This is a genomic window from Sunxiuqinia sp. sy24 (genome assembly GCF_052677165.1).
This window is the reverse complement of record NZ_JBQYLH010000009.1, coordinates 69,946-83,249: the sequence shown is the minus strand read 5'-3', so window position 1 is coordinate 83,249 and position 13,304 is coordinate 69,946. Positions and strand designations below refer to the sequence as shown.

Annotated in this window: 11 protein-coding genes; 5 read left to right on the top strand and 6 right to left on the bottom strand. The window is 43.5% G+C overall.

All coding sequences use genetic code 11. The features are described from left to right. Positions 1-11 precede the first annotated feature (11 nt). Positions 12-1,373, bottom strand: coding sequence for a dihydrolipoyl dehydrogenase (gene lpdA / locus ACUNWA_RS09650; RefSeq protein WP_445591692.1), 1,362 nt, complete (start codon positions 1,371-1,373; stop codon positions 12-14). Between the two features lie 4 nt (positions 1,374-1,377). Continuing rightward, a complete protein-coding gene (locus tag ACUNWA_RS09645; RefSeq protein ID WP_445591691.1) occupies positions 1,378-2,703 on the bottom strand; it encodes a dihydrolipoamide acetyltransferase family protein in 1,326 nt (441 codons plus the stop codon). A 185-nt stretch (positions 2,704-2,888) separates the two neighbouring features. Between ACUNWA_RS09645 and ACUNWA_RS09640 the strand changes: the two genes are divergently transcribed. The 5 genes from ACUNWA_RS09640 (at position 2,889) to ACUNWA_RS09620 (ending at position 7,193) form a co-directional block, all read left to right on the top strand. Further along, positions 2,889-3,605 carry a GntR family transcriptional regulator gene (locus ACUNWA_RS09640; protein ID WP_445591690.1) on the top strand — a complete coding sequence of 239 codons (717 nt, stop codon included), beginning with the start codon at positions 2,889-2,891 and terminating at the stop codon, positions 3,603-3,605. Between the two features lie 421 nt (positions 3,606-4,026). Next, a complete protein-coding gene (locus ACUNWA_RS09635) occupies positions 4,027-5,343 on the top strand; it encodes an aspartate kinase (protein WP_445591689.1) in 1,317 nt (438 codons plus the stop codon). A 2-nt stretch (positions 5,344-5,345) separates the two neighbouring features. Continuing rightward, complete coding sequence (gene lysA, locus ACUNWA_RS09630) at positions 5,346-6,521, top strand: diaminopimelate decarboxylase (RefSeq protein WP_445591688.1); 1,176 nt, start codon at positions 5,346-5,348, stop codon at positions 6,519-6,521. A gap of 115 nt (positions 6,522-6,636) precedes the next feature. After that, positions 6,637-6,981 carry an RNA recognition motif domain-containing protein gene (locus ACUNWA_RS09625; protein ID WP_445591687.1) on the top strand — a complete coding sequence of 115 codons (345 nt, stop codon included), beginning with the start codon at positions 6,637-6,639 and terminating at the stop codon, positions 6,979-6,981. 14 nt (positions 6,982-6,995) lie between these two features. Then, the gene (locus ACUNWA_RS09620; RefSeq protein WP_299582785.1) at positions 6,996-7,193 is read left to right on the top strand and encodes a cold-shock protein; all 198 of its coding nucleotides are present in this window, start codon (positions 6,996-6,998) and stop codon (positions 7,191-7,193) included. A gap of 265 nt (positions 7,194-7,458) precedes the next feature. On the opposite strand, the gene ACUNWA_RS09615 is transcribed toward ACUNWA_RS09620, so the two are convergent. Genes ACUNWA_RS09615 through ACUNWA_RS09600 form a run of 4 tightly spaced genes read right to left on the bottom strand, consistent with a single transcriptional unit; the run spans position 7,459 to position 13,237 of the window. Then, positions 7,459-8,223: an MBL fold metallo-hydrolase gene (locus tag ACUNWA_RS09615; protein WP_445591686.1), complete on the bottom strand. Its 765-nt coding sequence runs from the start codon at positions 8,221-8,223 to the stop codon at positions 7,459-7,461. Next, positions 8,220-8,726 carry a shikimate kinase gene (locus ACUNWA_RS09610; protein ID WP_445591685.1) on the bottom strand — a complete coding sequence of 169 codons (507 nt, stop codon included), beginning with the start codon at positions 8,724-8,726 and terminating at the stop codon, positions 8,220-8,222. Before ACUNWA_RS09610 ends, ACUNWA_RS09615 begins: the two co-directional genes overlap by 4 nt. After that, positions 8,726-11,353 carry a DNA gyrase/topoisomerase IV subunit A gene (locus ACUNWA_RS09605; protein ID WP_445591684.1) on the bottom strand — a complete coding sequence of 876 codons (2,628 nt, stop codon included), beginning with the start codon at positions 11,351-11,353 and terminating at the stop codon, positions 8,726-8,728. The genes ACUNWA_RS09610 and ACUNWA_RS09605 overlap by 1 nt, the downstream gene beginning before the upstream one ends. Before the next feature lie 51 nt (positions 11,354-11,404). After that, positions 11,405-13,237 (bottom strand): DNA topoisomerase IV subunit B, encoded by a 1,833-nt coding sequence (locus ACUNWA_RS09600; RefSeq protein WP_445591683.1) that lies wholly within the window; start codon positions 13,235-13,237, stop codon positions 11,405-11,407. Positions 13,238-13,304: the final 67 nt, after the last annotated feature.

Genomic DNA, 13,304 nt, shown 5'->3' with positions numbered 1-13,304 from the left:
CTTTAAACTATTTAAAATTGAAAAATCGTTTCCTTAATGATTTCGCTGACGGTTGGGTGTGGGAATACTATTTCTTCCACCTCCTGAACGCGCAATTGAGCTTCAATCAAGGCGCAGGCTCCCCATATCATTTCGGAGCAGGCTCCTCCCACCAGATGAATTCCCAGAATTTCTTTGTACTTTTTGCCAACAATCACTTTACAGAAACCATCTTTCCCTTCATTCTCGGCAACGAAACGTCCGGCATAAGCCATGGGCAACTGGCGAACGTCCACCTCTATTCCTTTGGCTTTGGCGGCCGATTCGGTTAAGCCAACACCGGCAATCTCGGGGTGTGTATAAACAACCCCAGGAATGGCGTTGTAACGCATCACATCTTTGCGCCCCAGCATGTGGTTAATGGCTACTTCCCCTTCGCGACTGGCCGTATGTGCCAACAACGAGAAGCCCGTGACATCGCCTGCAGCATACACATTAGGGATATTGGTCCGACAGTGTTGGTCAATTTTAATTCCTCCACGAGTCAACTCCACGCCGATGTTCTCCAATCCAATTCCAGCTACATTAGCTTTGCGACCAACCGACAACAGCACCTCATCACCCGTGATCGATTGTTCCTGTCCATCTTTCTCAAAGATAACTTCCTTTCCTTTCAGCTCGGTCACTTTCGCACTCAGATGATAATCGATACCGCGCTTGGCAAATTCCTTGCGCACAAAAGCAGCAATATCTTCATCAACACCCGTCAGAATTTCCGGCAACATTTCAATGACGGTCACCTGGCTTCCCATGGCATTGAAAAAATCGGCAAACTCTGTTCCGATCACCCCACCACCAATGATCACCAAACTTTTGGGTAAGGTTTTCAATTTCAAAATTTCGCGGTTGGTGGTTATCACATCTTTATCCAATCCTGGAATGGGAGGAACAGCCGCTTCCGATCCGGAACAGATCAAAAGGCGTGTTGCCTGGTAGTCTTTACCATCAGCCGAAATCGTGATTACATCGCCTCGCTTTTCCTTGATGACCGCTTTGGCCATCACCACTTCGGCTTTGGCGTGTTTCATCTTGAGTCCAACGCCGGAAACCAGTTTGCGCACGACTTTATCTTTGCGCTTCATGATTTTGCCAAAATCAATGGAGATGTTTGAATCAATCGTGATTCCATATTTCCCCGCTTCGTGGGCATACTCCAGAACTTTAGCCGAATTCAAAAGCGTTTTGGTCGGGATGCACCCTTCATTAAGACACACCCCCCCCAACGCTCTTTTGTCAAAAATTACAACGCGCATACCTTTTGCTCCGGCGCGCTCGGCTGCAACGTATCCGGCGGGACCACCGCCTAAAATCGCTATATCGAATTTATTACTCATGTTCTCAGATCGTGAGGTTTTCAATTTGCTCTTTAATTTCTTTCAGGAAAAGTGTGGCTTCGCCTCCATCCAATGCCTGGTGATCGTAGGTCAACGAAAGCCCCATCATAGGTACAAAACCATACACGCCATCACCTAAATCTTTTGGACGGGGCACAATGGTGCAGACACCCAAAATAGCGGTTTGCGGCAGGTTAATAACAGGTGTAAATAGTTCAACACCATAATTCCCCAGGTTAGAGACGGTAAAACTAGCTGCTTCGGGCTTCAACAAGTCAGGCTCGACATTGCCTTTACGGCATTGCCCAGCAACGGTTGTTAATTGCGAAGAAAGTCCTTCGATGGACAGGTCGTCTGCATTTTTAATCGCCGGAACCATCAAACCACGCTCCGTGTCAACGGCCAGCCCCAGATGCACTTTTTTAAACCAGCGCATGCTGTCGCCAATGAAATGCGTATTCACCTGTGGGTATTTCTTCAAGGCTTTGACCACCGCGAAGCAAACCAAATCGTTGATGGTGATATTTTGGGAAACTTCTCCTTCTTCCAGTTTCTTTTTGAAGGCTTTGCGCAGCGCCAGGATCTGACGGGCATCGGCACTCATGTGGTGCGTAAGCTGGGCTGAATTCTGCAACGACTGATGCATGGCTTTAGCAATCAGCTTGCGCATATTGGTCAGCTTCTTCACTTCAAAGTCATCACCATAAACCGGATTGTACGAAATCAGATTCTCAGCTGCTGCACGACCGCCTAGCCCTGTTGTTTCTGCAGCTGGCGTTAATCCTTCGGCTTTCGCTTTTTCCTGAGCCAATGGTGTTAGTTTCGGTAAGGTTTCTGCAGCTACCTCAATATCCTGTGCGATAATTCGCCCATAAGGACCTGAACCTTTAAGCTGCTCGTAAGAAACGCCTAGTTTCTCGGCCATCACTTTGGCACGCGGCGAAATCTTCACTTTACCTTCAGGTTGCTCACTTAAAACAATTGCTTTTTCTTCTTTTACGTGAGCCGTTTCAACGGTGGGAGCAGCCTCCTTTTCTTCGGAAGCTTCAGCAGTCTCTTCACCTCCCGGACGAAACTCGTCTACACTTTCGCCACTTTTTCCCAAAACGGCCACATTGGTCAAAACGGGAACCTCATCACCCTCCTCATAAAAGATGGCCAATAATTCGCCCTCTTCTTTGGCTTCTTCTTCAAACGAAGCCTTGTCGGTTTCATAGGAAAACAAAAGATCTCCTGTTTTTACCTGATCTCCGACCTGCTTGTACCACTCTCCGATGATGCAAGTCTCAACAGATTGCCCCTGGCGAGGCATAATTACTGGAATAGCCATATACGTTTATTTCACTTGTTAATACATAAGTTTAATTTAAAGCTGCCGCAAAGAAGGCCATAATCAACTCATTACGCAGCAATAACAAAATCCGGCTTGTAAACTTACACTATACAACTTGTATTTACAAGTCAGAAATTAAAATTTGGATATTTTTCTTAATTTTGATCTTCATTTAACAAGCTATGGTGCAAGAAACCCGAATTCCACAGTACAGAAAACTATACGAGATCCTTCGCAAACACATCCTCTCGGGTGTTTACGAGGAAGGCAGTCTATTACCATCGGAGAATGAGCTGTGTGCTGTCCACAACACGACCCGGCCAACGGTACGACATGCCCTGGAAGCGCTGGTTCAGGATGGTTTTATTTACAAGAAGCAAGGAAAAGGAAGTATTGTACAAAAGCCCCCTCAGGATATTGGTATTCTATCGATTTCAGGAACGTCATCTGTTATTGGCAAACAGTACCTACAAACGCAAATATTGCAAAAACCAACCATCAAAGCCTGGCCCACTTCTTTCAACTATGAGCTTTCGGAGGCGGAAAAAGATTTTGGCTGCATTTACATGGAGCGACTCCGCTTCGTGAACGAGCAAGCCGTGTTTTATGACATCAATCACATTCCAAACATCAACCTACCGCGCTTTACCAGCCGTACTTTTGAAAACAAATCACTCTTCGACATTCTGAGAGGCCACTACCAGATTGAAATTAAGGGAGGAGAGCAAAAGCTAAAAGCCATAAAAGCAGACGATATGATAAGCCAGCTACTGAATATTAAAAAAGGGGAGCCGGTACTTTATGTAGAACGAAAATTGTCGACCAACCGCGAGGGTTTTCACATTTATTCAACCATCTACTTCAACTCAGAGAAACACGCGATTTTCGGAAATTTCTAATTTCGAAACGGGAAAGCTTTATAAAAAGAAAAGGTGGACATCCGTGCATCCACCCCTAGCTGCACATAAATCTCTTGAGAAGAGACTGGATATCCACCAAAAAGTCTTTGATTACAAAGTTAATGACAATTTTATAAAATCTTAACTATTTTACAACACCTAAACAATTGGCCAATTTTGGTCGTAAATTAATTATATGTGAAATAAAAACAAACACAGATACCCACCAACCCCCTCATAATCAACAAACGAATCCCACCATGCCTTCGATCACCTTATTGCATAAAATCCGAATTTCAATATTTATTCCTTTTTCGTGCATGTATATTCACTACTTTCATCCAAAGTATAAAAAAAGAGTAAAAAAATTTTAATCTTTGTGTTTCAAAACACAAAACTTTTAATGAATAAAAATCAGACTATGAAGGTTTTAAAATTTGGAGGAACATCAGTTGGAAGCGTTGAAAACATGAACGCCGTAATGAATCTAATTACTGATGGTGAAAAAAAACTGGTTGTTCTATCTGCGATGTCAGGTACAACCAACGCTTTAGTTGAAATTGCCGATTATCTACACAAGAAAAATAAAGACGTCGCACGAGCTCAAATTGGCAAGCTCGAAAAACAATATAAAGAAGTCGTTTCCAATCTATTTAAGGAAGAAGCACGAAAAAAAGAAGGCCTGGAAATCATCAAAAAAAGCTTCGACACTATTCGCCAACAAGCAAGCGGAGCTTTTGATCTGACGAACGAACAAACGATTCTGGCTCAAGGAGAGCTAATTTCCACAGCTCTGTTTACCCAACTGATGCTCGAGAATGGCTACAACACCAAACTCTTGCCGGCCCTTGACTTCATGCGCATTGATGCTGACAAGTCAGCCGACCTGAACGCGATTACCACGAACATTGAAAAAATACTGGAAGAAGTTGGTGAAGCCGACTACTACATTACCCAGGGTTTTATCTGCCGAAACGACAAAGACGAGATCGACAACCTACAGCGAGGCGGCTCTGACTATACCGCTTCCTTGATTGGCGCGGCCCTTTATGCCGATGAGATCCAAATCTGGACCGACATCGACGGGTTTCACAACAACGACCCCCGTTATGTGGACAACACGACAAAGATTGAGCAGTTGTCGTTTAACGAAACTGCTGAGTTAGCCTATTTTGGGGCCAAGATCTTACATCCTCAAACCGTATTGCCTGCTAAGCTGCACAATATTCCGGTTCGTTTGAAAAACACCATGAACCCAACGGACAGCGGCACACTAATTACATCTGAAACAAGCGGCAGCGGAATTAAAGCCGTAGCAGCTAAAGATGGCATTACAGCAATCAAGATTCGCTCTGACCGTATGCTTATGGCTTATGGCTTTTTGAAAAGTGTCTTCGAAATCTTTGAGTTTTTCAAGACTCCAATCGACATGATATCAACGTCTGAGGTTGCTGTTTCACTTACTGTTGACAACACCAGCAAACTGAAAGACATCATCAAGGAGCTAAAGGAATACGGCGAAGTTCAGGTTGATGAGAACCAAACCATTATCTGTATTGTTGGGGATATTATTGGCGAGGAACGCGGATTTGCCGCCAAAGTATTTGATGCGCTGGAAGGAATTCCAATCCGTATGATTTCTTACGGTGGAAGTCGTCACAATATTTCGGTACTCGTTCCAACAACATACAAACAAAAAACATTGCAGGCCATTAGCGACAACCTGCTGGAAAACTAAATATGATTAAACCACAAATTACCAGTCAGCTCCAAAAGCTTGAGACGCCTTTTTATTATTACGATTTAGACCTGCTGCGTCAAACGCTATCGAAAATTAAGGAAGAAAGCGAGCGCTATGGGATTCACGTGCATTATGCTGTAAAAGCCAATGCCAACGATGACATCCTGCGGACGATCTTCGACTTTGGCTTTGGAGCTGACTGCGTAAGTGGAAACGAAATCAGCAAAGCTGTTCAGCTGCGTTTGCCCGGTTCTAAAATAGCTTTTGCCGGAGTGGGAAAAACCGACAAGGAAATAAACACCGCTCTAACAAATAATATTTTTAGCTTCAACTGTGAATCACTTCCCGAGCTGGAGGTCATCAATGAGCTGGCGTCCAAAATGCAACGAGTGGCTCCAGTTGCGATTCGGATCAACCCGAATGTCGATCCGAAGACGCACAAATACATTACCACTGGTCTGGATGAGAACAAATTCGGAATTAACCACTGGGATTTTGACAAGCTCAGCCGTTTGTTAAAACATTTACCAAACATCAAACTGACGGGAATTCATTTCCACATAGGATCTCAAATTACAGATATTAATGTATTCAAGGAGCTGAGCGAAAAAGTCAACACCATTGCTGCCTGGTTCGAAAAGCAAGGTTTAAACCTTCAGCATATCAATGTTGGTGGCGGATTGGGCATCGACTACGAACAGCCGGAGCAAAATCCCTTTTCAGATTTTACTGCCTATTTCAAGGCGTTCAATGATCATCTGAACTTAAAGTCAGGACAAGAACTGCATGTCGAGTTGGGACGTTCGGTTGTTGGGCAGTGTGGACACCTGATTACCAAAGTGCTTTACGTAAAAGAAGGACTTAAAACCAAATTTCTGATTACTGATGCAGGAATGACTGAGCTAATCCGCCCGATGCTGTATCAGGCAGAACACAAAATCAGTAATCTAAGCTCCCAATTAGCTCTTCAAACCTATGATGTTGTTGGACCAATTTGTGAAAGCACAGATGTCTTCGCAAAAGGCATTCAACTACCAGAATCGAAACGGGGCGATTTGCTTGCCATCCATTCTGCAGGGGCCTATGGAGAAGCAATGGCTTCAGGCTATAACTTGCGCGACATGGTCAAAGCGTTCCATTCGGATCAACTTCTGAAGCACGAATCTCTCTTCTAGATTGATTATCAACAAAAAGAAATAAGCGAATATTTGATTTATTTTCCCCATTTAATTTTTTTTAAAGCAAAATTAGTCTACATTTGCCACTCACATTTTTATTTTAATACTGATTATGAACATTTTTGTAGGAAACCTCAATTACGCTATCACTGAAGATGACATGCGTGAAATCTTTGAGGAGTATGGTGAATTGACATCTGTTAAGTTGATCACTGACAAATTTACTGGAAGAAGTAAAGGTTTTGGATTCGTTGAAATGGCTGATGCTGAAGAAGCAAAAAAAGCTATTGAAGAATTAAACGGCGCAGAAGTCGAAGGACGTTCTATGGTTGTTAATGAGTCTATCGAGAAAAAGAGAGACAACAACCGTGGTGGCGGTGGCTTCCGTGGTGGCAACAACCGTGGCGGTGGCAGCGGTTATGGCCGTAGAGACAACAATTTCGGATCAAACTACTAATTAGGAGGTTGATTATGAAAGGTACTGTAAAATGGTATGACGCAACCAAAGGTTTTGGATTTATCCTAACCGAGGACAACAAAGACATCTTTGTTCACCGTTCTGGTTTAGCTGACGCCTACGCTGGTCTTGACACTGACGAGACCGTTGAATTTGAAATTGGCCAAGGAAACAAAGGTCCAATTGCAACGAACGTAACTAAAGTAGACTAATTCTGAGATTGGAGCGGGTACTTTCCGAAGTCAGCTCCTTCAATTAACGATATTTATCACTACTTGTATTATTAAAAGCCTGGCTTCGGTCAGGCTTTTTTTTGTGCCTACTTGCCAGGTTTATGGCGGTAATTGATTATCCGCTTATCCAAACATGTTCAATTATTGATCCGTGATAACGGAACTCACCACAGAATAAGATATAACAAGAATTAGCCCCTTTAAAATAAGAGGCAATCGCAATCCTTTATTAGCACCGAGAGTGCTAGATGACTATAAGGTCGGTAGACGCATGCCTTGAGGTTAATTCAATACGATAATTCTGACGATAAGCGTCAAAAGTCTCAGCGGCTTTCTCAGGCGTATTATTCTCCCCCGAAAGATGACTAAGTAAAATGGTATGCAATTGTTCTCCGGCATGCTCTTTCAGCAACATACAAGCCTGCTCGTTGGACAAATGCCCCTGCGTTGATGCCACTCGCTGTTTCAGAAAATACGGGTATGGTCCATTCATCAGCATGCCTTCATCATAATTACTTTCCAGAAAGACCGCATGGCAACGGGAAAACTCAGCTTGCACACGTTCGCAGGCTTCACCAATGTCCGTCATCACCCCAACGTGCTTTCCAGCATAAGAAATACGAAAAGAACAAGCATCAACAGCATCGTGCTGCTTGGCAAAAGGAAAAACGGTAAACTCACCTAGCTGAAACTCCTGATTAGCTTCAAACCATCGGGGCGTATCGGGCTGAACGGCCTTGCGCATAGCTAAAAATGTTTTCTTGGTAAGGTACACCGGAAGCCCCAAACGCTTACCCAATACACGTGCACCACGACAGTGATCGCTGTGTTCATGGGTAATTAAAATGGCTTTCAACTTTGATGGATTGATTTGTTTTTCAGCCAAGCGCAGTTGAAGCTGCCTGGCCGACAACCCGGCATCAACCAACAACGCCTCAGTCTCATTTCCCACATAATAGCAATTCCCATTGCTTCCCGACGCCAAAGCGCAAATCTCTATTCGACTCACAATCTATTTTTTATTTGAGCAATAACTTGTTCAGGCAAAATCTGATCTCCTCGTAATATACATTTTGCCTTTTCATAAAACGGACGACGACCAGACAGGGACTCTTCAATAAAGGTCACCAGTTCGTCACGCGACTTGCCTTTAATTAAGGGGCGTTCCGTTTTGGAGTGAATCAATCGGTCAGCAAGCTCCTCCGTTGCTACATCCAAAAACACACACAAGCCGGCTTGGTTCATCACTTCCATATTATTAAAAAAACAGGGAGCACCACCTCCGGTAGCCACAATGACCTCTTCAAACTCGGCCACTTCCTTCAAAGCTATTTGCTCTTTCTTTCGGAATTCAGCTTCGCCTTCCTCCGAAAAAATCTGCGGAATTGCCTTAAAATACTTCTGTTCTATATATTTATCCAAATCGACAAAAGGAATCTTCAGTTGATCCGAAAGATTTCTTCCCATAGTCGATTTTCCACACCCCATATATCCAATCAAAAATACCTTCATTAAAATAGTGACATTTGATTCTTATCGTCCTCTTCATCCTCTTCTTTTGAGTGTTTCACTTCAAAAGGAATGTCCTCCGATGTTTCGTCCGGCTCTTCCTCCGACTCCGGCTTGTCATCTTCATCCTTAACAACCGGCTCAATCTCCGTAATGTTTTCAACTTCGTAGTTCGTAAGGCGCTTCCCTCGCGCTTTATGCGATTTAACGCCTATAAACTCAGCGACTTCAATAATTTCATTTTCACGGGTTGAATTTTTCCCGCCAAACTCAATCTCTAAACGAGGGTAGTGCACCCAGGTCAAACTGACCAACTTACTATCGGGATGATCGCCGATGAAGCTGATGCGCCGTCCCATGATTTCATCAATTTCAAACCGCTTGACGTAGTAATACTCCTGCTCGGCATCGTAATACACAACCGACAGAACCTTGCTATTATCAAATTTCTCAATTACTAAGATGTCCGGATCAAAATGGTTCGACAGATCGAAGTTATACAGTTGGTAATCTCCGTTTTTATAGAGAACAAGAATTTTATCCTCTCCCTGGAACTCTCCGAGGAATTTCCCGCGTGAATCGGAATTAATCCTCAGAACATCCGGGTCAAACCAAATTTTTCGTCCTCCAAGGGTAGAAACCCCTTTCTCTTTCAAACTGATTTTATGAACATCATTTTTAGTCAGGATATTCCCCATAGCTCCACGCCCTTTGATTGCCAACTCGCCAAAGTCAACTTCAAAGTTGAGCTTCTTCAGGCGTGCTTTATGCTTTAGGGTAACTTTCAGTACTTCGGCTTCACCATTAGGATTGGCACTGAAATACCAGATTCGTGAGCCCGCTGTTCCTTTGGTCACATCATATTCCTTATCGCGGGTCATTCCGGTCACCGCAAAACGCTTCATATAAAACGATCCCTGACGTCCATCACGATAGACCACATTGTAAATTGTCCGTTTATCATTCTTCTTAAATACCGCAATGTGATGGACATTTTTTCCAATAAAGGCTTTCTCTGAGACTTTGCTAACGAAATAAGTCCCATCTTTTCGGAAAACAATAATATCGTCCATATCCGAACAATCGCAGATATATTCGGCCTTGCGGAGACTAGTCCCCACAAAACCCTCTTCGCGATCGAAATAAAGTTTTTCGTTGGCAACCACTACCTTGCTGGCTTCAATACTCTCAAAACTTCGAATTTCCGTTTTACGCTCGCGTGCTTTACCATACTTCTCCTTTATGCGTAGGAAATATTCAATGGTAAAAGATACAATATTTTCGATTTTGCGCTTGATCTCTTCAATCTCATCCTCAATCGACTGAATATGATTGTTCGCCTTATCAGTATTGAATTTCAGAATCCGAGCCATGCGGATTTCCATCAACCTCAAGATATCATCACGAGTAATCTCCCGCATCAATTGAGGTTTCCAGGGTTCCAATCGTTTGTCGATATGAGCAACAGCCTGATCCATATTTTCGGACTGCTCAAACTCTTTATCCTTATAAATGCGCTCTTCAATAAAGATCTTCTCCAACGAAGCAAAATGCCAGGCCTCTTCCAATTCTGATTTACGGATCTCCAGCTCGAGCTTGAGCAGATTTAGCGTTTGATTGGTATTGCGTTTCAGAATATCACTCACTCCAATAAACAGAGGCTTATCATCCAGAATGATGCAAGCATTGGGCGAAATAGAAATCTCACAATCGGTAAAAGCATAAAGGGCATCAATCGTTTTATCCGAAGAAACCCCCGCTCCAAGATGAACCAAAATCTCCACTCGGTCCGAGGTGTTATCATCAATGCGTTTTACCTTGATTTTATTTTTATCGTTAGCCTTGATGATCGATTCAATCAAGCTTGAAGTAGTCTTCCCAAAAGGCAGCTCGGTAATAGCCAGGGTTTTATTATCCACCTTCTCAATTTTCGCCCGTACTTTTACGGCACCACCCCGAAGTCCATCGTTGTAGCGCGAAAAATCAGCCGAGCCTCCGGTTGGAAAATCAGGAAGAATCTCAAATCCCTCCCCTCTCAAATAGGCTATAGAGGCTTCAATTAGTTCGTTAAAGTTGTGGGGGAGGATTTTCGAAGCCAGTCCCACTGCGATTCCCTCAACACCCTGAGCCAAGAGCAAAGGGAACTTAACAGGTAACGTTACGGGTTCTCTCTTTCGGCCATCGTATGACAATTTCCAGTTGGTTGTTTTCGGGTTGAAAACCACATCAAGGGCAAACTTCGACAAGCGCGCCTCAATATAACGCGGAGCAGCAGCACCATCACCAGTCAAAATGTTTCCCCAGTTCCCTTGACTATCGACCAACAAATCTTTCTGCCCCAGCTGAACCAAGGCATCGCCGATTGAAGCATCGCCGTGCGGGTGATACTGCATGGTTTGCCCAATGATGTTAGCCACTTTATTGTACCGTCCATCATCCATTTCACGCATGGCGTGCAAAATCCGTCGCTGAACGGGCTTTAGTCCGTCATTGACATAAGGTACTGCGCGCTCTAAAATAACATAGGATGCATAATCGAGAAACCAATCCTGGTACATTCCTGATAAATAGGTAATGCCATCACCTTGTTCAGTCTGTTGACTATCTATATTTTTTTCCTCTTCTGCCACAACGATTTTATTATAGGTAAAACTTCAGGTTCAATGAATCACGCTGACAAGTCAGACTTCATCTTTCTCCACATAAAGATTTTCGATGATAAATTCCTGACGGTTCGGGGTGTTTTTGCCCATGTAGAATTCGAGCATTTGTGAAACGGATTCGTGTTTTTTCATTTGAACCGGCTCTAAACGAATATCCGGGCCAATAAATTTTTTGAATTCATCAGGTGATATTTCCCCCAACCCTTTGAATCGGGTAATCTCAGGTTTGGCGCCAACTGCTTTTACTGCAGCCAGACGTTCTTCATCGGAATAGCAATAAAAGGTTTTCTGCTTATTCCGAACACGAAACAAAGGGGTTTGAAAAATATACAGGTGTCCTTTTTTAACCAACTCCGGAAAGAATTGCAAGAAGAACGTGATCAGTAGCAAACGAATGTGCATGCCGTCCACATCGGCATCGGTAGCGATAATAACCTTGTTGTAACGCAAATCTTCCATGCCCTCTTCAATGTTGAGAGCAGCTTGCAACAAGTTAAACTCTTCATTTTCGTACACCACCTTTTTGGTCATCCCATAGGTATTCAAAGGCTTTCCTCGCAAACTGAATACAGCTTGGGTATTCACATCGCGCGACTTGGTAATGGAACCACTGGCCGAATCTCCCTCGGTTATAAAAATAGATGAGTCGCCTTTACGTTCTTTATTGCTGTTGTAATGAATGCGGCAATCGCGTAGTTTCTTGTTATGCAGACTCGATTTCTTGGCGCGCTGTTTCGCTAATTTCTTAACACCGGAAATGGCTTTACGCTCACGCTCCGACTCCTGGATTCTCCGAAGCAATACCTCTGCTACCTCCTGGTTTTTGTGTAGGTAATTATCCAATTCCTTCTGAAGAAAGCTCACCACATGATTACGCACACTGGGGCCCTCGGGACCAATGTCCCGCGATCCCAATTTTGTTTTGGTTTGTGATTCAAAAACAGGCTCTTCTACTTTGATGCTAATTGCAGCGATAATGGAAGCCCGAATATCTGAGGGATCAAAATCCTTTTTATAAAAATCGCGAACCGTTTTAACAATGGCCTCGCGAAAAGCGACCAAATGAGTTCCTCCTTGGGTCGTATGCTGTCCATTCACAAACGCATAGTAGTCCTCTCCATATTGGTTACCGTGCGTAAGAGCCGCCTCAATATCCTCCCCTTTAAGATGAATAACCGGATAAAGCGGTTCGGCATCAAGGTTTTCTTCCAGAAGATCTTTCAGTCCGTTTTTGGATTGAAACCGATCTCCATTGCACCAAATCGTCAAGCCGGCATTGAGGAAGGAATAATTCTTCATCATATTTTCCACATAGTCATTGTGGAAGCGATAGCTTCGGAAGATATCTGCATCTGGCACAAAAGAAACCATGGTACCATTGGGTTCATCGGTTGTCCCCAAGTCTTTTTCCTCAACAACCTGACCTCTGGAGAACGCAATCTCTTTTACCTGCCCTTCCCGAAAAGCTTTGATGACAAAGCTGTTAGACAAGGCATTTACCGCTTTTATTCCAACTCCATTCAGCCCAACGGACTTTTTAAAGACTTCCGAGTCGTACTTGGCACCGGTATTCATTTTCGAAGCAACATCGAGAAGCTTTCCCAAAGGAATTCCACGCCCAAAGTCGCGTACACTTACCAACTCGTTCGAAACATGAACTTCAATCTTCTTTCCGAAGCCCATCATAAACTCATCAACAGAGTTATCCATAACTTCTTTCAGAAGCACGTAAATTCCATCATCAGAGGCAGTTCCATCTCCAAGTTTTCCGATATACATTCCGGGACGCTTCCGGATATGTTCCTGCCAATCAAGTGTTCTTATCGAACCTTCATCGTAATTAGGAGTCATATTAATTACTATTTGTCACAAATATAAAGAAAACAAAACACCCTCGAAGTTTCACTATTTTGTCAAT